22 protein-coding genes are annotated in these 24513 nt (G+C 62.4%); 11 read left to right on the top strand and 11 right to left on the bottom strand.

All coding sequences use genetic code 11. The annotated features are described in order from the left end of the window. Positions 1 to 29: 29 nt before the first annotated feature. From A8B82_RS04690 to kynU, 4 genes are read left to right on the top strand one after another with little or no spacing between them, the layout of a single operon-like run. Positions 30 to 1178: an acyl-CoA dehydrogenase family protein gene (locus A8B82_RS04690; protein WP_067289456.1), complete on the top strand. Its 1149-nt coding sequence runs from the start codon at positions 30 to 32 to the stop codon at positions 1176 to 1178. Between the two features lies 1 nt (position 1179). Next, a complete protein-coding gene (locus tag A8B82_RS04685; protein WP_067288892.1) occupies positions 1180 to 2799 on the top strand; it encodes an AMP-binding protein in 1620 nt (539 codons plus the stop codon). Then, positions 2796 to 3623 carry a tryptophan 2,3-dioxygenase gene (locus A8B82_RS04680; RefSeq protein WP_067288889.1) on the top strand — a complete coding sequence of 276 codons (828 nt, stop codon included), beginning with the start codon at positions 2796 to 2798 and terminating at the stop codon, positions 3621 to 3623. The genes A8B82_RS04685 and A8B82_RS04680 overlap by 4 nt, the downstream gene beginning before the upstream one ends. Next, on the top strand, positions 3624 to 4814 hold the full coding sequence (kynU, locus tag A8B82_RS04675) for a kynureninase (protein ID WP_067288887.1): 1191 nt from the start codon (positions 3624 to 3626) through the stop codon (positions 4812 to 4814). It begins immediately after the preceding gene. Between the two features lie 243 nt (positions 4815 to 5057). Here kynU and A8B82_RS04670 read toward each other — a convergent pair whose 3' ends face one another. Continuing rightward, complete coding sequence (locus A8B82_RS04670) at positions 5058 to 7085, bottom strand: PhoX family protein (protein ID WP_067288885.1); 2028 nt, start codon at positions 7083 to 7085, stop codon at positions 5058 to 5060. Between the two features lie 199 nt (positions 7086 to 7284). On the opposite strand from A8B82_RS04670, the gene A8B82_RS04665 reads away from it, so the two are divergent. From A8B82_RS04665 to A8B82_RS04650, 4 genes are all read left to right on the top strand, one after another. Next, positions 7285 to 8781 carry a 5'-nucleotidase C-terminal domain-containing protein gene (locus A8B82_RS04665; RefSeq protein ID WP_067288884.1) on the top strand — a complete coding sequence of 499 codons (1497 nt, stop codon included), beginning with the start codon at positions 7285 to 7287 and terminating at the stop codon, positions 8779 to 8781. A 219-nt stretch (positions 8782 to 9000) separates the two neighbouring features. Further along, on the top strand, positions 9001 to 9645 hold the full coding sequence (locus A8B82_RS04660) for an ATP-dependent Clp protease proteolytic subunit (RefSeq protein ID WP_067288882.1): 645 nt from the start codon (positions 9001 to 9003) through the stop codon (positions 9643 to 9645). Positions 9646 to 9777: 132 nt separating this feature from the next. Beyond that, positions 9778 to 11043: an ATP-dependent Clp protease ATP-binding subunit ClpX gene (clpX, locus tag A8B82_RS04655; RefSeq protein WP_067288879.1), complete on the top strand. Its 1266-nt coding sequence runs from the start codon at positions 9778 to 9780 to the stop codon at positions 11041 to 11043. Positions 11044 to 11237: 194 nt separating this feature from the next. Beyond that, entirely contained in the window at positions 11238 to 11594 is a 357-nt protein-coding gene (locus tag A8B82_RS04650) for a RidA family protein (protein ID WP_067288877.1), read from the top strand. Here A8B82_RS04650 and A8B82_RS04645 read toward each other — a convergent pair. Next, positions 11591 to 13357, bottom strand: coding sequence for an FkbM family methyltransferase (locus A8B82_RS04645; protein ID WP_067288874.1), 1767 nt, complete (start codon positions 13355 to 13357; stop codon positions 11591 to 11593). The two genes, A8B82_RS04650 and A8B82_RS04645, sit on opposite strands and share 4 nt — an antisense overlap. Before the next feature lie 164 nt (positions 13358 to 13521). On the opposite strand from A8B82_RS04645, the gene A8B82_RS04640 reads away from it, so the two are divergent. Both A8B82_RS04640 and A8B82_RS04635 read left to right on the top strand, forming a co-directional pair. After that, positions 13522 to 13905, top strand: a complete 384-nt coding sequence (locus A8B82_RS04640; protein WP_067288872.1) for an NADH:ubiquinone oxidoreductase subunit NDUFA12 — start codon at positions 13522 to 13524, stop codon at positions 13903 to 13905. 26 nt (positions 13906 to 13931) lie between these two features. Next, positions 13932 to 14285, top strand: coding sequence for a DUF2155 domain-containing protein (locus tag A8B82_RS04635; protein WP_067289454.1), 354 nt, complete (start codon positions 13932 to 13934; stop codon positions 14283 to 14285). On the opposite strand, the gene aat is transcribed toward A8B82_RS04635, so the two are convergent. The 9 genes from aat to A8B82_RS04590 all read right to left on the bottom strand — a co-directional run bounded on the left by aat (position 14249) and on the right by A8B82_RS04590 (position 22982). Beyond that, positions 14249 to 14884, bottom strand: a complete 636-nt coding sequence (gene aat, locus A8B82_RS04630; protein ID WP_067288869.1) for a leucyl/phenylalanyl-tRNA--protein transferase — start codon at positions 14882 to 14884, stop codon at positions 14249 to 14251. The two genes, A8B82_RS04635 and aat, sit on opposite strands and share 37 nt — an antisense overlap. A gap of 5 nt (positions 14885 to 14889) precedes the next feature. Then, positions 14890 to 16242 carry an acetyl-CoA carboxylase biotin carboxylase subunit gene (gene accC / locus A8B82_RS04625; protein WP_067288867.1) on the bottom strand — a complete coding sequence of 451 codons (1353 nt, stop codon included), beginning with the start codon at positions 16240 to 16242 and terminating at the stop codon, positions 14890 to 14892. A 10-nt stretch (positions 16243 to 16252) separates the two neighbouring features. Further along, positions 16253 to 16756, bottom strand: coding sequence for an acetyl-CoA carboxylase biotin carboxyl carrier protein (accB, locus tag A8B82_RS04620; RefSeq protein WP_067288864.1), 504 nt, complete (start codon positions 16754 to 16756; stop codon positions 16253 to 16255). 279 nt (positions 16757 to 17035) lie between these two features. Next, entirely contained in the window at positions 17036 to 17578 is a 543-nt protein-coding gene (locus tag A8B82_RS04615; RefSeq protein WP_067288862.1) for a superoxide dismutase family protein, read from the bottom strand. A gap of 144 nt (positions 17579 to 17722) precedes the next feature. Then, positions 17723 to 18475: an ABC transporter ATP-binding protein gene (locus tag A8B82_RS04610; protein WP_067288859.1), complete on the bottom strand. Its 753-nt coding sequence runs from the start codon at positions 18473 to 18475 to the stop codon at positions 17723 to 17725. A gap of 39 nt (positions 18476 to 18514) precedes the next feature. After that, complete coding sequence (locus tag A8B82_RS04605; protein ID WP_067288857.1) at positions 18515 to 19279, bottom strand: ABC transporter ATP-binding protein; 765 nt, start codon at positions 19277 to 19279, stop codon at positions 18515 to 18517. An 11-nt stretch (positions 19280 to 19290) separates the two neighbouring features. Then, positions 19291 to 20499 (bottom strand): branched-chain amino acid ABC transporter permease, encoded by a 1209-nt coding sequence (locus tag A8B82_RS04600; protein ID WP_067288855.1) that lies wholly within the window; start codon positions 20497 to 20499, stop codon positions 19291 to 19293. Positions 20500 to 20502: 3 nt separating this feature from the next. Beyond that, a complete protein-coding gene (locus tag A8B82_RS04595) occupies positions 20503 to 21531 on the bottom strand; it encodes a branched-chain amino acid ABC transporter permease (RefSeq protein WP_067288853.1) in 1029 nt (342 codons plus the stop codon). Between the two features lie 104 nt (positions 21532 to 21635). After that, positions 21636 to 22982 (bottom strand): substrate-binding protein, encoded by a 1347-nt coding sequence (locus A8B82_RS04590; RefSeq protein WP_067288851.1) that lies wholly within the window; start codon positions 22980 to 22982, stop codon positions 21636 to 21638. A gap of 227 nt (positions 22983 to 23209) precedes the next feature. Here A8B82_RS04590 and A8B82_RS04585 point away from each other — a divergent pair, with 227 nt between their 5' ends. After that, complete coding sequence (locus A8B82_RS04585) at positions 23210 to 24505, top strand: helix-turn-helix domain-containing protein (RefSeq protein WP_067288849.1); 1296 nt, start codon at positions 23210 to 23212, stop codon at positions 24503 to 24505. Positions 24506 to 24513: the final 8 nt, after the last annotated feature.

The following is a 24513-nucleotide window of genomic DNA, read 5'->3' as shown; positions in this document are numbered from 1 at the left end:
TGGCATAAAGAAGCGGGGGAATGCGCATCATGTCTGACCGGAGTTTCCTAACCTGGCCGTTTTTCGAGGACCGCCACCGCGAACTGGCGGAGGCGCTGGACGATTGGGCCGGCAAGACGCTGGGCGAGGTGGATCACAGCGATACGGATGCGGCCTGCCGCGATCTGGTGGCGCGCCTTGGGGCGGGCGGCTGGTTGCGTCATTCCGGGGCCGAGGGCGATCAGGTGCTGGACGTGCGCAGCCTCTGCCTGATCCGCGAGACCCTGGCGCGGCATGACGGGCTGGCCGATTTCGCCTTTGCCATGCAGGGGCTGGGCACCGGTGCGATCTCGCTTTTCGGCACGCCGGAACAGCAGGCGGCCTGGTTGCCCAAGACACGGGCCGGAGAGGCGATTTCCGCCTTTGCCCTGACCGAGCCGCAATCGGGGTCAGACGTGGCCAGTTCGACCATGACGGCGGAAACGGAAGGCAACGGCTTTGTGCTGAACGGGCGCAAGACCTGGATTTCCAATGGCGGCATCGCCGATGTCTATACGGTTTTCGCACGGACCGGCGAAACACCGGGCGCGCGGGGGTTGTCGGCCTTTGTCGTACCCGCCGACACGCCCGGCCTGATCGTGGAGGAACGGCTGGAAACCATCGCACCGCATCCGCTGGCGACGCTGCATTTCGACAACGTGAAGATCCCCGGCTCGGCGCTGATTGGTGAACGCGGCAAGGGCTTCGGCATTGCCATGTCGGTGCTGGATGTTTTCCGCTCCACCGTGGCGGCGGCAGCACTCGGTTTTGCCCGCCGGGCGCTGGACGAGGCGATTGCCCGCGTGACTGCCCGCAAGGTGCAGGGCGCGCCGCTGGCCGATCTGCAGATGGTACAGGGCCATATCGCCGACATGGCGGTGGATGTGGATGCGAGTGCCTTGCTGATCTACCGCGCCGCCTGGACCAAGGATTCCGGCGCGCCGCGCGTGACCCGCGAGGCGGCGATGGCCAAGCTTTTTGCCACCGACCACGCGCAACAGGTAATCGACAAGGCGGTGCAACTGCATGGCGGCGACGGTGTGCGGCACGGCCAGATGGTCGAAAGCCTCTACCGCGAGATCCGCGCGTTACGCATCTATGAAGGGGCCTCCGACGTGCAACGCGTCGTGATCGCCCGCCAGACATTGGGAGGACACTGACATGCTTGGCGTTTCGGCTCACACAGATACCTTCACCCGCGACAACCTGCCCGCGCAGGGCGATTGGCCCGATTTTCTGTTGGATGGGTTTGATTATCCGGAAAAGTTGAATGTCGGTGTGGAACTGACTGATTCAATGGTTGAAAAAGGGTTTGGGGATCACACCGCCCTGATCGGCAACGGGCGGCGGCGCACCTATAAGGAATTGACCGACTGGACCAATAAACTGGCCCGTGCACTGGTTGAAGACCTCGGCGTAAAGCCCGGTAATCGCGTGCTTATCCGCTCGGCCAACAATCCCGCCATGGTGGCCTGCTGGCTGGCCGCGACCAAGGCGGGCGCGGTTGTGGTCAACACCATGCCGATGTTGCGCGCCCGCGAGTTGGCGGCGATTGTGGACAAGGCGGAGATCAGCCACGCGCTGTGCGACACGCGGTTGATGGATGAAATGACCACCTGTGCCAAGACCTCTGATTTCCTGACAACCGTGGTGGGTTTCGACGGCACCTCCAACCATGACGCGGAACTGGACCGGCTGGCGCTGGAAAAGCCGGTGAGGTTCGACGCGGTCGAGACTTCGGCGGATGACGTGGCGCTGCTGGGCTTCACGTCGGGGACCACGGGCAGCCCCAAGGCGACGATGCATTTCCACCGCGATCTGATGATCATCGCGGACGGCTACGCCCGCGAGGTGCTGGGTGTGACGCCAGAGGATGTCTTTGTCGGCTCACCGCCGCTGGCCTTCACCTTCGGGCTGGGCGGTTTGGCAGTCTTTCCGCTTCGCTTCGGGGCGGCGGCGACGCTGTTGGAGACGGCAAGCCCGCCGAATATGATTGAAATCATTGAGAAATTCAAGGCAACCGTCTGTTTCACCGCGCCCACGGCATATCGTGCGATGTTGCAGGCGATGGAGGATGGGGCTGACCTCAGCTCGCTGCGCGCCGCGGTCAGCGCGGGAGAGACGTTGCCCGCACCCGTCTATCACGACTGGAAGGAAAAGACCGGCAAACCGATGCTGGACGGGATCGGGGCGACAGAGATGCTGCACATCTTCATTTCCAACCGGTTCGACGATCACAGGGCCGCTTGCACGGGCAAGCCGGTGACAGGCTATGAGGCCAGGGTGATCGACGAGAAAGGCGCGGAAGTGCCACGCGGCGAGGTTGGGCGGCTCGCGGTGCGGGGCCCGACCGGCTGCCGTTATCTGGCCGACGACCGGCAGCAGGTCTATGTCAAGGACGGTTGGAATATCACCGGCGACAGTTTCACCATGGACGAGGACGGCTATCTGCATTTTGCAGCGCGGAATGATGATATGATCATTTCTGCCGGGTACAATATCGCCGGGCCAGAGGTGGAGGCGGCGCTGCTGAGCCACCCGATGGTCAGAGAATGTGCCGTGGTCGGTGCCCCGGACGAGGCGCGCGGCTGTATCGTGCAGGCGCATGTGGTTCTGGTCGAGGGTGCGCCGAAAGATGCCAGCACTGTCAAGCTGTTGCAGGATCATGTTAAAGCGGAAATTGCACCCTATAAATACCCCCGTGACGTTCGTTTTGTGGATGATCTGCCAAAAACGGCGACCGGGAAAATCCAGCGCTTTGCACTGCGGGAGAAAACATGAGCGACTTTGACAGCGCCTCCGAAGGGGCGAAGATGGATTTTGCCAAGGACATGTCCTATGGCGATTATCTGGGCCTTGACGCCATCCTGTCGGCCCAGCACCCGCAAAGCACGGCCCATGACGAGATGTTGTTCATCGTGCAGCACCAGACGTCTGAGCTGTGGATGCGGCTGGCGATCCATGAATTGCAGGCGGCGCGTCAGTCGATGTTGCAGGGCAGGCTGCAACCCGCCTTCAAGATGCTCACCCGCGTTGCGCGGATCTTTGAGCAGTTGAATTCGGCCTGGGACGTGCTGCGCACCATGACCCCCAGCGAATACACGGCGTTTCGGCCAAGCCTCGGAAATTCAAGCGGTTTTCAGTCGCATCAGTACCGGCTGGTTGAATATCTGCTGGGCAACCGTATTGGCGCGTTGATGAAGTTGCACAAGCACAAGGCAGAGGCATACGAGGCGCTGAAAACGGAACTGGCGCAGCCCAGCCTCTATCAGGTTGCGATTGATACGGTCTGTGCGCGGCTGGATGTGCCCTCATTGGCCGGCGTCCCGGGCGAGGGCGACTGGAAGGCCGACCCGGCAGTGCAGGACCTGTGGCAAAAGATATACGAAGACCCCGAAACCCATTGGGAACTTTATGAACTGGCCGAGAAACTGGTCGATCTGGAGGATTACTTCCGCCGCTGGCGGTTCAACCATGTCACCACGGTGGAACGCATCATCGGATTCAAGCGCGGCACCGGCGGCACCAGTGGGGTGGCCTATCTGCGCAAGATGTTGGAAGTGGAGTTGTTCCCCGAGTTGTGGAACGTGAGAGGAGCGCTGTAAGTGGCTGATGTATTGAGAAAAGACCGTTTCATCCTGCCCGAGGGCGTGATCTATCTGGATGGCAATTCGCTGGGTCCGATGCCCGTGGATGTGCCGGCGCGGGTGTCCGGCGTGATGAACGAGGAATGGGCGCAGATGCTGATCCGGGGCTGGAACAAGGCCGGATGGATGGCGATGCCCTCGGACGTGGGCGATGCGGTGGGTCGGCTGATCGGCGCGCCGCAGGGGTCGGTGGTGATGGGAGATACCTTGTCGATCAAGGTCTATCAGGCGCTGGCCTCGGCGGTGAAGATGCGGCCAGAGCGGCGCGTGATCCTCAGTGACACCGGCAACTTCCCCAGCGATCTTTATATCGCCGAAGGGTTGGTGGGCCTGCTGGAGCAAGGTTACGAGCTGAAAACGGTGGAGCCGGAGGCAGTGGCGGAGGCGATCGACGACAGCATTGCCGTGGTGATGCTGACAGAGGTGGATTACCGCACGGGTCGCAAGCACGAGATGAAGCCGATGACCGACCTGGCCCATGCGGCGGGCGCGGTCATGGTCTGGGATCTGGCGCATTCGGCAGGCGCCTTGCCGGTGGACCTGAAGGGGTCAAACTGTGAGTTCGCGGTGGGCTGTACCTACAAGTACCTGAATGGCGGGCCGGGCGCGCCGGGATTCATCTATGTGCGCCCCGATCTTGCGGATGTGGCGGAACCGGCGCTCAGTGGCTGGCTGGGTCACCGCGCGCCGTTTGATTTCGATCTCAATTACACACCCGGTCGGGGGATTGAACGGATGCGTGTCGGCACGCCGCCGATCTTGCAAATGGCCGCGCTGCAAGAGGCGATGAAGGTCTGGGAAGGCGTTGACATGAACGACCTGCGCGCCGCCTCCATCGCCTTGCAGGAGCAGTTCATCGAAGAGGTGGAGCGCGATGTGCCGCAGCTCACCCTGGCCAGCCCGCGCGACGCGCAGGTGCGTGGCAGCCAGGTGTCGTTCCGGTTCGAACATGGTTATGCCGCGATGCAGGCGCTGATTGACCGGGGCGTGATCGGCGATTTCCGCGCGCCGGATATCATGCGGTTCGGGTTCACGCCGCTCTATCTGGATGCTGGTGACGTGAGTGCAGCGGTTGCGGTGATCCGGGATGTGATGGTGAACAACCTGTGGGACGATGAGGCCTACAAGGTGCGCAGCCGCGTAACGTGATCCCGTGGTACAGCCATGCGAACGAGGCTGCCGCCGATCACTGGCACCCAGGCCCGGAACAAGCCGCAGGCGCTGGCCCGTCTTGCACTTCGCGTCACGATGGTCTCAAAGCAACCCTTCACTGCGCTCGGCACAAAGCACTGCTGTTCCGGTCGCCCCCCGATCTGACACACAGCAGGTTGCGCAAGGCATCCAACAGAAAGGGGCCCCGCAAGCAGGGCCCCTTCGTCAATGGCAGCGATTTCAGACCGCGATCTTGCCGCCGCCCTTTTTGGTCACCACCACCACAGAGGGGCGCGGCGGCATGGCGGGGTCGAAGTCCGGCCAGCGGGTTGCCGGGTCTTCGAAGGTCGAGGCGCGCTCAAATCCCGCAAGATCCTTGGTGCCATCCGTGCCGGGGTGCTGCACCGCCAGAAACAATGTCTCGCCATTGTCGGTGAAATAGGGGCCGCACATCTCGCCGCCCACGGGGCAGCGGAAAAATAGCTTGGACGTGCCGCGCGTCTCGCCTTCGGTCTCCAGCGCGTAAAGCCCGTCTGATTTGCCGGTCTTGCCCCAGTTGGATCCCTGATCGGTCGAGATCCACAGCCGCCCGTTCGCGTCGATGGCGCAGTTGTCGGGGGACCCGAACCAGCCGTTTTCAGAGGTTTCGGGGTTCCACTGTGCGCCCACATCGGCAATCGCTGGATCGCCGCATTTCACCAGGATCGACCAGGTGCCAGAGGTGGCCGAATGGTTGCCGCCGTCTTCCTTGATCTCGATGATATGGCCAAAGTTGTTCTGGGGGCGCGGGTTGGCGGCGTTGCCCTCTTCGCGGCGCGAGTTGTTGGTCAGCATGATATAGGCCGTGCCGTCGCCGCGCGGCTGCGCGTCTTCGGGGCGGTCCATCGGGGTGGCCCCGACCAGATCGGCGGCGATGCGCGTGTCGATCATCACATCGCCCTGGTCGTTGAACCCGTTTTCCGCTGTCAGTGGACCTTCGCCATGCACCAGCGGCAGCCAAGTCACCGTGCCATCCTCATCAAAGCGCGCGACGTAAAGCGTGCCGTCCTCCAGCAGCTTGGTATTGGCGGCGCGGTCGTCCGACACGGTGCCGTTGGAGACATATTTGTACTGGTAATCAAAGCGGTTGTCGTCGCCCATGTAGATCACCAGCTTGCCATCCGAGGCGACAGTCGTTTCCGCGCCCTCGTGGCGGAAGCGGCCCAGTGCGGTGTGCTTGACCGGGGTGGAGGTCGGGTCCATCGGGTCAACCTCGACCACCCAGCCGAACTTGTTGGGCATGTTGGGTTCGCGGTCGATGTTCCAGCGGTCGTGGGTCTTGCCCCAGGCATACCAGCCCCCCGGCACGCCGTAGCGTTCATAAGAGGCCGCCTCCGGGTTGGCGCTGTCGATCACCGGTTTGCCTTCGGCATCGACATTGTCGGTCCAGAAATAGCCGTGAAAATTCTCTTCGGCCATCAGCCATGTGCCCCAGGGGGTCAAGCCGCCTGCGCAGTTGTTGATCGTGCCGATCACCTTGGTCCCTGTCGGGTCGTCATTGGTCATCAGACGCTTGTGGCCAGCGGCGGGGCCGCTGAGGGCCATTGCGGTGTCCAGCGGCGTGATCCGGCGGTTCATCTTGCCGTCGCGCACGACAGACCATTTCCCCGCGTCGTCCTGTGCGATCTCGACGACGGAGCCGCCATGGGCGGCCATCTCGATGTCGATCAACTCAGGCGTCATGCCGGCGAAACCGTCGCTGTCCTGTCGGCCCAGACCGGGGAACATGACCTCTTCGTTGGTGTATTCGTGATTCACGCACAGCAGCCCGCGCGTGCCATCCTCGTTCAGCGGGACAAAGCCCACATAGTCGTTGTTGTAACCGAACTGCTTGAGCTGTGCGGTCGCTGTCTGGTTCATCACGTCGAATTCCGGCGCATCGGCCATGATCGGGTCACCCCAGCGCAGCAGGATCTGCGCGTCATAGCCATCGGCCACATGGTGGGTCTCGTCATTGCCTGCCGTCACCTCGTCAAAGACATAGCGGCTGTCGGCATGGGCCGCCGCCTGCGCCTGTTTCGGCGCGATCAGCGCGGAGGTGCCGAAAAGCGCGGTCGTGGCCGAGACCCCCAGCATCCCGCGCAGCATGTCGCGGCGTCCGTAGCGGGCGTTGATCACATCCCCGATGGTGCGGGTCAGGTTGGGGTTTGTCGGAATGTCATCGAAGGCTTCAAAGGCTTCGGCCTTGTTGCCGATGCTGGGGTCGTTGACGATGTCGCTGCGCTTCATTGCGGGAATCCTCTGGCTGTGTTTCGCTGCGCCGTCTTTGACGTCGAAGTATTGTTGTTTCATGACAAATCTGACGCATATTTCCGGCCATGTCCCGTGCATTTGGCAATTTCCCTCAAGCGGCGGCGCGGGGTCTTGCGACCGGGGGGGCAAGCGGGCAAGCTGGTGCCGATCACCAAAGCAGGGGGAACGGGCAAGGATGCCGACGCGTCGCGAGGTCCTGGGGCAGACGATTGCTGCCGGTGTCGGGTTTGCGCTGTCCGCGCGGCGGGCCGTGGCACAGGACCGCTATGATCAGGCGGCGCTGCTCGATTTCTACCCGTTGGGAGACATCACCCTGCTGCATTTCAGCGATCTGCGCGGGATGGTCCTGCCGCATCATCTGCGCCCGGCGGCGGTGCGCTATGGCCCTGACCGGGTGCCGAACCTGACCGGGGAGGCGATGCGCATCCGATATGGGATTGGCGGGCGCACCCCGATGGATGCCGCGATGACCGCCGAAGGTTTTGATGCACTTGGCGCGGTCTATGGGCCGATGGGCGGGCTGGCGCAGATGGCCACGGTGATCGGCGCGATCCGCAGCGCGCGCCCCGGCACCATCGTTCTGGACGGGGGCGGCAGCGGCACAGCGCTGGCGGGGCATCTGCTGAAACCGGAAGCGGAAACCTTTGACCGGGCGGTGCCGCAGCCATCCCCCGGCGCGCTGGCCGCCAATGCCGCAGATCAGCCGGATCATGCGACTTTCACACCGGGCGGGGCACAGGTTGCCGTGATCGGCCTGGCCGATCCGCACCGGCCCGATACCGGATTTTCGTTGGCGGCGCTGCAACAGACCATTGCCGCGCGCCGTGCCGCCGGGGCGCAGGTTGTTGTCTTGCTGTCGCAAATGGGGTTCGAGGCGGACCGCGCCCTGGCCTCGGGGCTGGAGGGGGTCGATGTGATCTTTTCAGGGCGCTCCGGCCATGCCTTGCCCGAGCCCGAGGTGGTGGGCGGCACGCATATCGTCGCCTCCGGGGCGCAGGGCCGCTTTGTGACCCGCGTCGATATTGCGGTGAAGAATGGGCAGATGGCCGACCTGCGCCAGGGGCTGATCCCGATTTTCAGCCGGTTGATCAGGCCGGATGCCGCAGCGTTACAGGTGGTGGGCGCGGGGGACGACACGCCGGTCGGAACCGCGGCGGACATGCTGCATCATCGCGACAGTTTCAGCGGCACCTGGAAGGCGCTGATCGGGGATGCGATGCTGGCGGAGACGGGGGCCGATGTGGCGCTGGTCCCGCCTTTGAGAGCGGCGGAAACGATTTTGCCCGGACAGCCGATTCTGTCGCGCCATCTGGCGCAGGTGTCCGGCGACCGGCATGTGGCCAAACGCGGCCTGACGGGGGCTGCCATTGCGGTCCTGCTGGAAGCGGCGGCACATGCCGCCTTTGCCGAAGACCCTTTCGCGCGGCAGGACACAAGGATGATGCGGGCGGCGGGACTGTCCTTTGCCATCGCGCCGGGGGCGGCGGAAGGCACGCGCATTTCAGACCTGACCCTGCGCGCGACGGGGCGGCGGCTGGACCCGGTGGAGGAGGTCACGGTCGCATTGTTACAGGGGCGCGACGGCGCGCCATTGGCGCAGGTGCTGGCGCGATATATCACGCGGCGCGGGCAGGTGACGGCCACACCGGCACCGGTCACGGTGCAGGGCTGAACCCGCCTTTGCCGGATCCCCGATCGGCGTTTTCGCCGGGCCAGATTATACTGCCGCCGGAAGCGGCAATTCGAAGCTTTTTGCCAACCGCGTCAGATAGATCGCCCCGCTGACGGGCCAAGGCGGCCCGGCCCCCCTTGAACCCCCTCTGCGGCGCGACTAATCTCTGGGTAAGAGTTTGCGGGTATGGTCCAGCGAACGAGAACGACAGGCAGAGCGATGAACGATCCATATGACACCTACATGAACACGCTGGTCCCGATGGTGGTTGAGCAGACCAGCCGGGGCGAACGCGCCTATGACATCTTCTCGCGCCTGCTGAAGGAGCGGATCATCTTTGTGAACGGTCCGATTCACAGCGGGATGAGCCACCTTATCGTGGCGCAACTGCTGCATCTTGAGGCGGAAAACCCGTCGAAGGAAATCAGCATGTACATCAACTCGCCCGGTGGCGAGGTGACGGCCGGCCTGTCGATCTATGACACCATGCAATACATCAAGCCCAAGGTCTCGACGCTGATCTGCGGCATGGCGGCCTCCATGGGGTCGGTCATCGCGATCGGCGGCGAAAAGGGGATGCGGTTCTCGCTGCCCAATGGCGAAGTGATGATCCACCAACCCTCCGGCGGCTCGCAGGGCAAGGCGGAAGACATCCTGATTTCCGCGCGTCACATCGAACGCACCCGCGAACGGATGTACGAGCTCTATGTCAAACACTCCGGCCAGACGATGAAGGCTGTCCAGAAGGCGCTGGACCGCGACCTGTGGATGACCCCCGAAGAAGCCAAGGACTGGGGCCATATCGACGAGATCGTCGAAAGCCGCGGCAAGGCGGATGACCCCGACGCGGCGAAGAAAAAATAACACAGGGTCTCACCCCCTCGCGACTGTGACGATTTTGCGATTGTGGCTGGGGGGGGCGTGGCCTAGGGTTGGGAAGAAGAGTGGCGCGCTTGCGCGTCGATTGAGCGAAAAAGCAGACCTGAAAGGCCTGACATGGCGAATAATTCCGGCGGTGACAGCAAGAACACCCTATATTGCAGCTTTTGCGGTAAAAGCCAGCATGAGGTGCGCAAGCTGATTGCAGGCCCCACTGTGTTCATTTGTGATGAATGCGTTGAGCTTTGCATGGACATCATCCGTGAAGAGACCAAGGCGAGCGGGCTGAAGGCAACCGATGGTGTGCCGACGCCCAAGGACATTTGCGACGTGCTGGACGACTACGTGATCGGCCAGCAGAACGCGAAAAAGGTGCTCTCTGTCGCGGTCCACAACCACTACAAACGTTTGAACCACGCCCAGAAGGGCGGTGACATCGAACTGGCGAAATCCAACATCCTGCTGATCGGCCCGACCGGCTGCGGCAAGACGCTGCTGGCACAAACGCTGGCGCGGATTCTCGACGTGCCCTTCACCATGGCCGATGCAACCACCCTGACCGAAGCCGGTTACGTGGGCGAAGATGTGGAAAACATCATTCTCAAGCTGCTTCAGTCTTCTGAATACAACGTGGAGCGGGCGCAGCGCGGCATTGTCTATATCGACGAGGTCGACAAGATCACGCGCAAATCCGAAAACCCCTCGATCACCCGCGACGTGTCGGGCGAGGGCGTGCAGCAGGCGCTGCTGAAGCTGATGGAAGGCACGGTTGCCTCCGTGCCGCCGCAGGGCGGGCGCAAGCATCCGCAGCAGGAATTCCTGCAAGTGGACACCACAAACATCCTGTTTATCTGCGGCGGGGCCTTTGCGGGTCTTGACCGGATCATCGCGGCACGCGGCAAAGGGTCTGCCATGGGCTTTGGCGCCGACGTGCGCGACAAGGATGCCCGCGGCATTGGCGAGATTTTCACCGATCTTGAGCCTGAGGACCTGCTGAAATTCGGGTTGATCCCGGAGTTTGTAGGTCGTCTGCCGGTTCTGGCAACGCTTGAGGATCTGGACGAGGACGCGCTTGTCACCATCCTGACCCAGCCCAAGAACGCGCTGGTCAAGCAATACCAGCGCCTGTTCGAACTGGAAGACACCGAGTTGACCTTTACCGATGATGCGTTGCAGGCGATTGCCAAACGCGCCATCGAACGGAAAACCGGCGCGCGGGGCCTGCGCTCCATCCTTGAGGACATTCTGCTGGACACGATGTTCGAACTGCCGGGGCTGGATTCAGTCAATGAGGTGGTTGTCAACGAAGAGGCTGTGATGTCCGACGCAGCCCCGCTGATGATCCACAGCGATGCCGAAAAGGAATCGGCCACCGCCGGGTGACCCATGCGGTGCGCCACAGTATGATAAGATATGAGACAGGGCGTGCCGGGTGGCGCGCCCTTTTTCATTACGACAACCGGGATCACGGCGTTTCGCGTTTATCTTGATAAGGGTTTAACGCGAAGCGCTATAGCCCCCGATGATACGGGCGGCTGATGCCATGAAACAGATCACAAGACAGGAGCAGTGACAGGATGCAACGGATATTCTCGGGCGGCGCGTTCGAGCCGACGATCGGCTATTGCCGCGCGGTGGTCGCGGGCGGTTTCGTGCATGTGGCAGGGACCGTGGGGCAGGGCGACGATGTGGTCGAACAATGCCGCTCTGCGCTTGCCATCATCGGGCAGGCCCTGACCGAGGCGGGTGTCGGCTTTGCCGATGTTGTGCGGGTCACCTACATGCTGCCCGACCGGGCAGAGTTCGAACCCTGCTGGCCGGTGTTGCAGGCCACCTTCGGCGCGCACCCACCGGCGGCAACGATGATCGAATGCGGGTTGATCGACCCGAAATACCGGATCGAGATCGAGGTGACGGCGCTGGCCAAAGCCTAGGCCACTTCCTCGAACTGGCCACCAAGACGTTTCTGCACCTCTTTCGGGTCCAGGGGCGCCCAAGTGCCTGATTTGGCAGCGATAAACCCGCCCTCCGCCAATGCGGATTGCAGGGCGGGCATGTCCAGCTCACCCATCCACAGGCGGGGTTTGGCCGCCCCCATGGGTTTCCACGATCTGGCCAGTTGGATGATGGTCAGCGGGGTGATCCCGGCAAAGGACATGAGGTGCTGTTCAAGGTTGCGCGTCGCACCGGAGGGGCGGCGCACGACAATGGCCACCTGTGCCGCCGGATCGGCCACCATCGCCAGCAGATGCAAGGCAGACCCTTCGGCGGCAATGATCTGGCGGGCCGCCTTGTAGGTGGCGATCTGGCTGCGCAGATCATGCTTTTCGGGATGATAGATGGTGTAGCCTTCGGCGGAAAGCTTCGCCTCCAACTCGGTTTCGCCCACCAGATTGCCCCGGCCCGAGGGCAGGCCACTGCGGCTGATATAAAGCTTTTCCGGCCCCTCGGCCGCCACGTCGCGGCCAAACCGCGCGGCAATTGCATCGCGGAACTTCTGGGTGCCGGTGATCATGGTGCCAAGTCCAAAGCCCTGACCCGGCACGATCAGCCGTTCAACCCGCGTCGGTGCGGTCACACTGACCACCGGCACATCCGTGCCCATCAGTTCAATGAAATCCTTCTGAAAGGTCTGAACCTCTTCGCCGGTCTTTGGCCGCTTGGGCACAAACAGAATGCCGTCGATATCGGTCTTCAGGGTCTCCAGCGCCCACAGCCGCGCGGTGCTTTCCACCAGGAAATGGCCGAAATGCGCCCAAAGCACGCCCCCCCACAGCCATGTGCCCTTGCGCAGGGGTAGATCCCCCTCCGGCATCGGCGGTGCCACCGTCAGGGCGCGCCCGTTGCGCCACAGCGCCCCGCTGCCGTGATAGGTGCCGTTGCGTTCCAATACTCCCACCGGCTGGACAAAGCCGCTGTCGGCCGGTGGGACGACGATGGCCTCTTCAAGTGTCTGCTGATCGCAGGACCATCCCGCATCCGGCACCGGCGGGCGCAGGCTGGCATCAAAGGTGCAGGTCCAGACCTGACGGGTGCAATGCTCCGGTACCTTGGCAAAGCCCGCGCGTTCCAGAATGGATTTGCACTCGCGCATCCCCTCCTTGCCATAGGCGGCGGGGTGGAATTCGAGCACGATGGCGCGGATGCCTTCAAGCGAGGCATGGCGTAGGAAATCCAGCTCGCCCCCTTCGATGTCCATAAGCAGGACCGTCGGGGCAAAGTCGCGGCGCACCTCGTCATAGCGGGCGGTCGGCACCTCGACCCGTGTAGTCGCGCGTTTGTCGGTGTCGATCAGCGAAGAGCCAAGGTAGGAATTGCGGATGTGAAATGCCATGGTTTCCGGCGGGTTCGGCGCGCTGATCAGCACCTCGTTGCGCACCTCAATCTGGTCTTGCAGGTCGTTCAGCCGGTACAGCGTGTTGATATGCTGGATCAGGCCTGGGTTTGCCTCGAACGACAGGACCTTTTCGGGCTTGCCGTTCGAGGCGGCAATTGCGCCCACCAGCCCGATGCCGGCACCCAGTTCCAGAACCCGGTCGCCGGGGCGGATGACCTCAAGCGCGCCGGCGATCTCCTGGCCCTCATAGCGTGCGGCATTGATCCGCTCGGCCCGTTCAGGGGTCATCATCGGGCTGTCGGGCACCTTGACGCCGTGACATTCAGCGACATGCTTGGGGGTCTTGGTCTTGGCTGCCATGGGATGTCTCCGTTTTGGAAACAATATGGAGCATCGCCATTCAGGCCAATACGCGATGCGGGGCAGGGCCACATGTCGCGCAGGAGGGGAGTCTTTGCTGCAACACCCGCTGGACCCTGCGGCACCGATGGTGCATAACAACGCCAACAAGAGCGGAGAGTTTCATGGGCATTCTCAACACGATATTCCGGGCGCTGACATGGTGGGACGGGCAGACCCTGAACACCCAGTTCTTCACCTGGCGCAAGGGCACCCGCGTGGGTGAGGATGATCAGGGCAACATCTATTACCGCAATGCGGACGATTCCAAACGCTGGGTGATCTTCAACGGCGACATGGAAGCCTCTCGCGTCAGCCCCGATTGGCATGGCTGGCTGCACCGCACCTGGGACGAGCCGCCCAGCGACAAGCCGCTGGTGCACAAGGCCTGGGAAAAACCCCATATCGAGAACCTGACCGGCACCGCGCTGGCTTATGCGCCTGCGGGCTCGATCCGGCAGCCGCATCCAAAGGACCGGTCCGATTACGAGGCCTGGAGCCCGGAGTGAACCCGGCGCGTCCAACAGTGGTCAACATGATCAGGTTTCTTGTTCTTGCTGCATGTCTTGCCGTACCTGCCGCCGCGCAGGAGGTGTCCAGCGCATCCGGTGCCGTGCTGCGCGCGCTGGACAAGACCTCTGGCCACACCAGCGACATCGAATTGAGCGCGGGCCAGTCGGCGCGGCTGGGCAATCTTGATATCGTGCTGAACGAATGCCGCTATCCTGTGGGCAACCCCGCTGGCGACGCCTTTGCCGAGCTTGAAATCTCGGAAACCGGCAAGACCGGCACGGTGTTTTCCGGCTGGATGATCGCATCGGCCCCGGCGTTGTCGGCGCTGGAGCATCGGCGCTATGACGTCTGGGTCATGCGCTGCACTACGTCCTGAAGCGGCAGAACCGGCGGCGCGGCAAAGTCCGCACGGGTCGCCAGCGCCTTTTCCAGTCTCAGGTGGTATTGCGCCCGCGTGATCTCTATCGCGCCGAGGGAGGCGAGGTGGTCGGTCAGGAACTGCGCGTCAAACAGGGAAAACCCGGCATCGCGCAAGCGCACAACCAATGCGGCCAGTGCCATTTTCGACGCATTGCTGCGCCGCGAGAACATGCTTTCGCCAAAGAACGCGGCCCCAAGGGTCACGCCATAGACCCCGCCGACCAGCACGCCATCCTCGCGGATTTCAAGCGAATGCGCATTGCCCATCTCGTGCAGCGCGCTGTAAAGGCTTGATATTTCTGCATTGATCCAGGTGTCGGTGCGGTCTGCGCAGGCGGCAACCACACCGGCAAAGTCCTGGTTGATGGTCACGTCAAAACCCGTCCGCCGCATCGCCTTGCCAAGGGACCGCGAAAGGTGGAACCCCTCCAGGGGCATGATGCCCCTGCGGCGCGGATCGACCCAGAAGATTTCCGGGTCGTCGCGGTGTTCGGCCATCGGGAAAATGCCGATCCCATAGCCGCGCAGCACCAGTTCCGGCGTCAGGTCTGTCATCGGCGTCAGCCGTCGCCGAGATTGGTTTCCAGCCAGTGTTCGAGCCAGTGAATGTTGTAGTTGCCGGTCTGGATGTCCTCTTCGCGCAGCAGCGCGTGAAACAGCGGCACAGTTGTATCCACGCCATCCACGATCAGCTCGCCCAGGGCGCGGCCCAACCGTGCCAGCGCTTCGGGCCGGTTGCGGCCATGCACGATCAGCTTGCCAATCAGGCTGTCGTAATAGGGTGGGATTGAATAGCCGTCATAAAGTGCCGAATCCATCCGCACCCCCAGGCCGCCCGGCGCGTGGTACTGGGTGATCCGGCCCGGACAGGGACGGAAGTTGGGCAATTTCTCTGCGTTGATGCGGACCTCGATCGCGTGGCCGTTGATCTTCAGGTCTTCCTGCTGGAAGGACATCGGCATCCCGCTGGCGACCTGAATCTGTTCGCGCACCAGATCGACACCAAAGATGCCCTCGGTCACGGGATGTTCGACCTGCAGGCGGGTGTTCATCTCGATGAAGTAGAATTCGCCGTTTTCGTACAGGAATTCGATGGTGCCCGCGCCGATATAGTTGATATCGGCCATGGCATCGGCACAGGTCTTGCCGATGCGCGCGCGCTCTTCCTCGCTGATGGCGGGGCCGGGGGCTTCCTCGAACACTTTCTGGTGGCGGCGTTGCAGCGAACAATCGCGTTCGCCCAGATGCACCGCGCGCCCCTTGCCGTCTCCAAAGACCTGGATCTCGATGTGGCGCGGGGTGGTGAGGTATTTCTCGATATAAACTTCGTCGTTGCCGAAGTTCGACTTGCCCTCGGCGCGCGCCGTCTGAAAGGCGCGTTCCATCTCGGCGGCGGATGCTGCCACCTTCATGCCCTTGCCGCCACCACCTGCGGTGGCCTTGATGATCACCGGATAGCCGATTTCCTCGCCTAGGCGCTTGGCCTCTTCCAAGGTCGCCACGCCGCCTTCGGAACCGGGCACGCAGGGCACACCCAGCTTGCGCATGGTTTCCTTGGCGGTGATCTTGTCGCCCATGACGCGGATATGTTCGGCGGTGGGGCCGATGAAGGTCAGCCCGTGATCCTCGATCACCTGCACGAATCCTGCGTTTTCGGACAAAAAGCCATAGCCGGGGTGGATCGCCTCTGCCCCCGTGATCTCGCAGGCGGCGATGATCGACGGGATCGACAGATAGGATTGCGCAGAAGAGGGCGGGCCGATGCAGACGGATTCGTCCGCCATCCGCACATGCATGGCGTCGCTGTCGGCGGTCGAATGCACCGCAACGGACTGGATGCCCATTTCGCGGGCGGCACGGATCACGCGCAGCGCGATTTCACCCCGGTTTGCGACAAGAATTTTATTAAACATTGTCAGCGCCTTATTCGATGATCACCAGGGGCGCACCGAATTCGACCGCGTCGCCGTCGCCCACCAGGATGCGTTTGACAGTCCCGGAGCGCGGGGCGGGAATATGGTTCATTGTTTTCATCGCCTCGACGATCAGCAGGGTTTCGCCCTCTGACACGGATTTGCCGACAGCGACAAAGGCGGGCGCGCCCGGTTCTGCCTGCATATAGACGGTGCCGACCATGGGCGACACAACCGCGCCGGGGTGGCTGGCCGGATCGTCCTCGGCACCGGATGCGGCAGCTGCGGGGGCGCTCATCGGTGTGGGCGCGGGAGAGGCCATCGCGGGCGGGGCCGCCTGCATTTGCTGGGGTGCCACGATCTGCTGCGGCGGTTTGCGGCTGACGCGCACGTTCAGGCTGTCGTCTTCGGCATAGTCCCGCTTGACCTGAAGCTCGGTCAGGTCATTTTCGTTCAGCAGTTCTGCCAATGCCCGGATAAAGGCCACATCTGCGTCATGGGTGTTTTTGGTCATAAATTCCTCGACGTTTCCCTCTTGTCCGGCGCTGCGCGGGCCGTGACGTTTTGCCCAGTTATATGACATGGGCCCAGGCATTGAAAGCCGCCAGTTGTGACAGGCCCCGACAGTTGGCAAGTTGCATGCAGGAGGACAAGGAGAACATCGCAGATTGGCTGATCCGGGCGGCATCACGCGGAGCGGATGGTTGATTGCCCGATCCCCTATGCCAGGTCCGCCGCCCCCCGGATCGAGGGGCGATCCGGCGGGGTGGCGGGGGGCGGCATCACCAGTGTGTCAGGATGCCGGTTCCAGAACGCCACAGGCCAGCCGTGCGCCCGTGGTGCCACCGGGCTGGGTGAAATGGTCATCACCCTCGGCGTGGATCATCACGCTGGCACCGTCGGAATCGAGCAACCCGTCAGGTGTTTCGGTCAGGGAAACCGCGCTGGCAACGGTCTGCATCTCGCCTGTGCCGTCGGCACCGACATAGAGGTTTGGCAGGTCCCCGTCATGCGGACCATCGGGATGCAGCAGGCCATGCGCGCTGTCGGCGTCCCCGATGTGCGGCCCGGCGGACTTGAACTCCGTTGCGGGATCACAATCACCCACCTCGTGCAGATGCACCCCTTTTGGCCCCGGTTCCGCGCCTTCGACCTTGACGTAGATCAGAACACCATTGGTGCCGGGGGTGACGGTTGCGCTGCCCAGCACGGTGCCGTCCAGCGTCTTGATTTCGGCGCTGGCGACAGGTTCGGGGGCGCTGGCATGGCTGTCGGCCAGGGCGGCACCGGCGATGAGGGCCAGACCGGAGGCGAGGGCGGGAAGCGTGCGTTTCATGGGTATACTCCTTGCGTTTGCCGGGCCCCTTTGGGCCGTTCGAGGTCTAACGCATGGATGCCCCATTGGGTTCATGGGCCGGGCGGTTTGTCACCGGCCCCGGCTTTTTCACGACCTGCAAAGGGTTTTCGCCGGAACGCGCGATCAGATCGCGAGGTATTCGGCGCGCAATTGCTCGTTTTCCAGCACTTCCTGCGCCGTGCCATCGAACACGATTCCGCCGGTATCAAGGATCACCGCACGGTCGGCCAGTTTCAGCGCGCGCACCGCGTTCTGCTCCACCAGGATGGTGGTGATGCCCTGCTCCTTGATGATGGCAAGCGTCTTTTCGATCTCGTCCACGATGACGGGGGCCAGCCCCTCGTAGGGTTCATCCAGCAACAGCACCTTGATGTCGCGGGCCAGGGCGCGGGCGATGGCCAGCATCTGCTGCTCGCCCCCCGACAGGGTGGTGCCTTCCTGGTTCTTGCGTTCGCCCAGACGGGGGAAAAGATCGTAAAGCCGCTCCAGTGACCAGCCAATGGGCGGTGCGATCTGGGCCAGTTTCAGGTTTTCCTCAACGGTCAGGCCGGCAATGATGCGGCGGTCTTCGGGCACCAGGCCCAGACCCCATTGCGACGCTTCATGCGCCTTCATCTTGTGCAGCGGCTTGTGGTCGAGCCAGATTTCCCCCTTGGTCACCTCGGGCGAGGCGAGGCGCGCGATGGCGCGCAGGGTCGAAGTCTTGCCCGCGCCGTTGCGCCCCAGCAGGGCCAGAATCTCGCCCTCGTGCACGTTAAAGCTGATGCCCTGCACGATGTAGCTTTCGCCGTAATAGGCCTCAAGGTCCCAGACCGACAGAAAGGCGGGGGCCGTGGCGGCGCGGTTGGCGTTCTTGTCGAGGGTTTGGGTGTTCATGAAAGCTGTCCTTTGGCGGTCGGGTGGGGCAAGCTCGGTCTATGCGGCGTCCTGGGATTCACCCAGGTAGGCTTCGCGCACCTTGGGGTGTCCCTTGATCTTTTCCGGCGTGTCTTCGACCAGCGGGGTGCCCTGGGCCAGCACGGTGATCCGTTCGGCCAGAGAGAACACGACATGCATGTCATGTTCGATGATCGCGATGGTGATGTCGCGCTCTTCCTTGATCCGTTTCAGCAGGTCGATGGTATTGTTGGTATCGGCCCGTGCCATACCGGCGGTGGGTTCGTCCAGCAGCAGCAGGCGGGGGTCCTGGGCCAGGCACATCGCAATCTCCAGCCTGCGCTTGTCGCCCCGCGACATGGAGGCGGCATGCATCTCGCGCTTGTCGATCAGGTTCATGTCCTCCAACATGTGTTCCGCCTTTTCGATGATGTCGCGCTGGCTGGTCACCGACATGATGGCGTTCATCTCGAACGCCCCGTCGCGCTTGGCGAAACAGGGGATCATCATGTTTTCCATCACCGTCAGATCGCCGAAGATTTCCGGCGTCTGGAACACGCGCGAGATTCCCATCTGGTTGATCTCATAGGGTTTGCGCCCCAGCACGGATTGACCGTCGAACATCACCGACCCGGTGTCCGGGATCAGCTTGCCCACCAGGCAGTTCAGCAGGGTGGATTTGCCCGCGCCGTTGGGCCCGATGATGGCATGGCAGGAGTTTTCCGCCACGCTGAGGTTGACGTTGCCCAGGGCCTGAAGACCGCCAAAGCGTTTGCCCACGTTCTTGACTTCGAGAATTGCCATGGTGTCAGTCCTTATTCCGCAGGTGTCTTGGAGCCGTCGGGCGCGTCGTTCTTGGCGGGTTTGCCGCGGAACAGCCGCGCGATGCGCTGGCCGCCTTCGACAAGGCCACCGGGCAGGAAGATCACGACGATCATGAACATCAGGCCCAGGGTCAGGTTCCAGCCCTTGCCGACAAAGGGATGCACGATGACCACTAGGAAATCCTCGATCCCGTCGGGCAGGAAGGCAAACCAGCTGTGCAGCACGTTGTCGTTGATCTTGGAAAAGATGTTCTCGAAGTACTTGATGAAACCGGCGCCCAGTACCGGGCCGATCAGCGTGCCCGCGCCCCCCAGGATCGTCATCAGGACAACCTCGCCCGAGGCGGTCCATTGCATCCGTTCGGCCCCGGCAAGCGGGTCCATCGCGGCCATCAGGCCACCGGCCAGCCCGGCGTACATGCCCGAGATCACAAAGGCCGCCAACGCATAGGGCCGGGTGTTCAGGCCGGTATAGTTCATCCGTTGCTGGTTCGATTTCACCGCCCGCAGCATCATGCCAAAGGGCGAGCGGAAGATGCGGATCGCGAGGTAAAAGGCCAGGATCATGATGACGGCGCAGAAATAATAGCCCGCGTTGAAGTCGAAGGACCAGTTCCCCAGATTGAGCGTATAGGTGGAGCGCATCTCGACCAGCCCCAGTAGGTGCGGCACGCGTTCCCAGCTGTCGATCAGGATCTGCGGGTCCGAGGTATAGACCTGCAACCCGGTCTCGCCATTGGTGATGGTGGTGCCAAAGAAGCGGCCCAGCAGGTCAGAGTAGCTGATCGCGAACATCATCTGCGCAAAGGCCAGCGTCAGGATCGAAAAGTAGATTCCCGATCGCCGCAGCGAGATGAAGCCGATCATCAGGGCAAAGACGCCCGACACCAGGATCGCCAGCGGCAGCCCCCAGATGACGTTGTAATCCAGCAGCTTGTACATCCAGACCACCGCATAGGAGCCAAGCCCGAGGAAGGCGGCATGGCCAAAGCTGAGGTATCCGGTCAGGCCGAACAGGATGTTGAACCCGATGGCGAAGATGCCAAAGATCACAAAGCGTTGCATCAGGTCAGGATAGCCTGCATTGAACTGCGCCATCGCCGATCCCGCCGGGAAGGGGTTGAGCAGGAAAGGTGCGAAAAGCGTCAGGATCGCGACGATGATCAACAGGGCGGTGTCTCTTTTTGCGGTGCCGAACATGTCTTATTCCTCCATCACGCCTTTGCGGCCCATCAGGCCACGGGGACGTGTCAGCAAGATGATGATTGCCACCACATAGATGATGATCTGGTCGATGCCGGGCAGAATCGCCTTGATCTCGTTCATCGAGGCAAAGGATTGCAGGATGCCCAGCATGAAACCGGCCAGCACCGCGCCGGGCAGGGAGCCCATGCCCCCCACGACCACCACGACAAAGCTGAGCACAAGGAAATCCATGCCCATGTGGTAATTGGGCGAGTTGATGGGGGCATACATGACCCCCGCCAGCCCCGCGACCGCAGCGGCGATGCCGAACATGATGGTAAAGCGGCGGTCAATGTCTATGCCCAACAGGCCCACTGTCTCGCGGTCCGCCATGCCGGCGCGGACGACCATGCCGAAGGTGGTGAATTGCAGAAAGGCAAAAACGGCCGCGATGATCACCGCCGAAAAGGCGAAGTAGACCAGCCGCCAGTAGGGATAGGCCAGTGCGGTATCCAGCCCTAGCAGCGCCCCGAAGTCAAAGCTGCCGCGGAAGGCGTCCGGCGCGGGTGTAGGGATCGGGTTGGCACCGTAGAAATACTTGATGACCTCCTGCAACACGATGGCAAGGCCAAAGGTCACCAGGATCTGGTCGGCATGGGGACGTTTGTAGAAATGCTTGATCAGGCCGCGTTCCATCACATAGCCGATCACCAGCATCACCGGGATGGCAAATACGATAGCCAAGGGCACCGACCAGTTGATGATGGCACCACCAATGTCCGGTCCGAACCAGTTTTCAATGATGGGGGTCTTCACCTCAAGCGGGCGGCCCAGGAAATCCTTTTGCGTCTCGTCGATGCTGATGGTGCTGATGGTCAGGATTTTTTGCAGGGTGACCGAGCAGAAAGCACCGATCATGAACAGCGCGCCGTGGGCAAAGTTCACCACACCCAGCGTGCCGAAGATCAGGGTCAGGCCAAGGGCGATCAACGCATAAGCGGAGCCCTTGTCGAGACCGTTAATTATTTGAAGAAGGATTGCGTCCATGATCCCCACCTGATGTATGCGCGCAGCCGCCGGTCGAAACCGGGGCTGGCGGGTCGTTTAAGAGGGAAGGGCGGGTTTTGTACCGCCCTCCTGGTAGGTCCGGCTCAGGCGCCCGGATTGCATTCGCCCAGGTCGCCACCGGCGAACATGGGGTGGTCGGGGTCGTACTCGACCTGCGCGCGCGGCGTGACTTCGACGATTTCCAGCGTGTCGTATTCGTTGGACGGGTTTTCCGTGCCCTTCATGACAAGCACGTCCTTGAAACACTGGTGATCGTCGGCACGATAGAGAACCGGACCGTTGCCCATGCCGTCGAATTCGAAGCCTTCGAGAGCCTCGACCACGCCGCAGGGGTTGAAAGTGCCAGCACGTTCGCAGGCATCCGCGTAGAGCAGCGTCTGCACGTAACAGGTGTGCGCCGAATTCGACGGGGGCCGTCCGTACTTCTCGCCGAAGGACTTGGTGAAAGCCTTGGAGCCTTCGTCTTGCAACTGCCAGTTCCAGTTCATCGATCCGATCACGCCCTGCACGTTGGGGCCCGCACCGGCAGCCATCAGTTCGGAGTAGAGCGGCACGACGATTTCGAACTTCTTGCCGTTGACTTCCTTGTCAAGCAGGCCGAACTGCACCGCTTGGGTCAGGGAGTTGACCATGTCCCCGCCATATTCGTTCAGCACCAGCACATCGGCACCGGAATTTTGAATGGGCGCGAGGTAGGCAGAGAAGTCCGTGGCTTGTAGAGGCGTCAGGACGTTGTTGACCGTTTCCCATCCAACAGCTTCTGTCGCAGCGGCGATAGATTCCTGCTGGGTCCAGCCCCAAGTGTAATCAGCCGTCAGATGATAGGCTCGGCGTTCGGAACCATAGGCGTTCTTAAGCACGGGTGCCAGTGCCGCCGCTGACATGTAGGCGTTGAAAAAGTGCCGGAAACCGTTGCGTTTGCGGTCCTTGCCAGTGGTATCGTTGGAGTGAGTCAGACCGGCCATGAAGATGATACCAGAGTCTTGACACAGACCTTGAACAGCGACGGCCACGCCCGAGGACGAGCCACCATTGATCATAATCGCACCGTCTTTCTGGATCATCGACTGGGCAGAGGCGCGCGCGGCGTCGGATTTGGTCTGGGTGTCCCCGGTCACGAAGGTGACCTTCTTGCCCAGGATGCCGTTCCCCTTCAGCGCCTTGGAGCTGAACGTGTTCAGCATGCCGCCATCGCCTTCGCCGTTCAGGTGCTGGACAGCCAGCTCCTGGGCGCGCAGCTCATCCAAACCTTCTTCGGCATAGGATCCTGTTTGCGGCACGTTGAAGCCTAGCGTGACGGTGTCGCCGGTGGGGGCATTGGTATACCCGGCATGGGCGTCAGCGCGCAGATAGGTGGGCAGTGCAAGACCTGCACCGGCCACGGCGCTGGTTTTGATCAGACCACGACGTGTCAGTTTCGAAAATGACATGAATTCCTCCCGATTTGTAAACGCATGTCGGATTCCTCCATCCGGCACACGCGGCACTATTGTGCAAACACTTTATCACCCGGCTTGTGAAACCCATCAATAAGTCCTTTTAAATTCTGCATAATCCTGTAAATATCTTCGCAATAAGTCTATGGAACCTGTAAATATCATGATATTGCAGCGCAGAAACACATTGAAATCGCACAGTTTTACCGGATGCTTTTGCCGTGGCGCGTGAGGGGCTGACAGGCAGCCGCATCCGCGAAAGGCGGATCATGGCGTCGCTCAAGCAGGCCGACCTGGCCCGCGCCATCGGGATATCCGCCAGCTATCTCAATCTGATCGAACACAACAAGCGCAGAATCGGCGGCAAACTGCTGCTGGACATCGCGGCCGCGCTGGAGGTGGAGCCGCAAACCCTGACCGAAGGGGCGGAAGCGACACTGATCGCGGCCCTGCGCGAAGCGGCCCACGAGGCCGGGATGAGCGGCGCAGAGGCCGACCGGGCCGACGAATTCGCGGGGCGTTTCCCCGGTTGGGCCGATGTTCTGGCAGGGGCGCGCCGCCGCCTTGACGCGCTGGAGGCCACAGTGGAGGCGCTGACCGACCGGCTGGGCCACGATCCGCAGCTGGCGGCCTCGATACACGAGCTTTTGACAACGGCGGCGGCGATCCGCTCCACCGCATCCATCCTGGCAGAGACCAAGACGCTGCAACCTGAGTGGCGCGACCGCTTTCATGCCAACCTGAACGAGGACAGCGACCGGCTGTCCGCCAGCGCGCAGGATCTGGTGGCCTATCTTGATGCGGAACCCGGCGCGGATGATGCCGCCAGTTCCCCGCAGGAGGAGGTCGAGGCGTTCTTGTCCGCACGCGACTTCAGTTTCCAGATGCTTGAGGGGGCCGCCAACGCCGACACGCTGATCGTCGAGATGCTGGCGGATGATCCTGCCCTTCGGTCTCCTGCCGCGCATTTCATCGCCCGCGCAGTCCTGCGCCAGATTGCGCGTGATGCAGCCCTGCTGCCGCTGGCCCGCCTGCGCGCCGCCGTGGCGGATAAGGGGGTTGATCCTGTCGCCCTTGCCCGCGCGCTGGAGCAGCCGGTCGGGCGGGTGCTGCGCAGGCTGGCCGCGCTGCCGGAACTGGAGACCGGGCTGATTGTCTGCGACCGCTCCGGTACGGTGACCTTTCGCAAGACGGTGGACGGGTTTTCGGTGCCGCGTCACGGGGCCTGTTGCCCGCTTTGGCCCCTGTTCGCGGCCCTTGGGCAACCCGGCACGATCACCGCGCAGCGGGTCAGCCAGCTGGGCAGGGCGCAGGCGCAGTTCCAGTGCTATGCCGTGAGCGAGCCGGTGACGCCGCAGGGCTACAACGCGCCGCCGCTGCTGCAAGCCATGATGTTGCTGCTGCCGGTGCCCGAAGGGGGCGCATCCGGGGTTCCGGTGGGGGCTACCTGTCGGGTCTGTCCACATGACAACTGTATCGCGCGCCGCGAACCCTCGATCCTGAGTGCGGGGGCTTGAGCCAGGGG

This window comes from Sulfitobacter sp. EhC04 (assembly GCF_001650875.1).
Lineage (GTDB): Bacteria > Pseudomonadota > Alphaproteobacteria > Rhodobacterales > Rhodobacteraceae > Sulfitobacter.
Note: the sequence above shows the minus strand (reverse complement) of the source record. Positions and strands in the feature narration are given on the sequence as shown.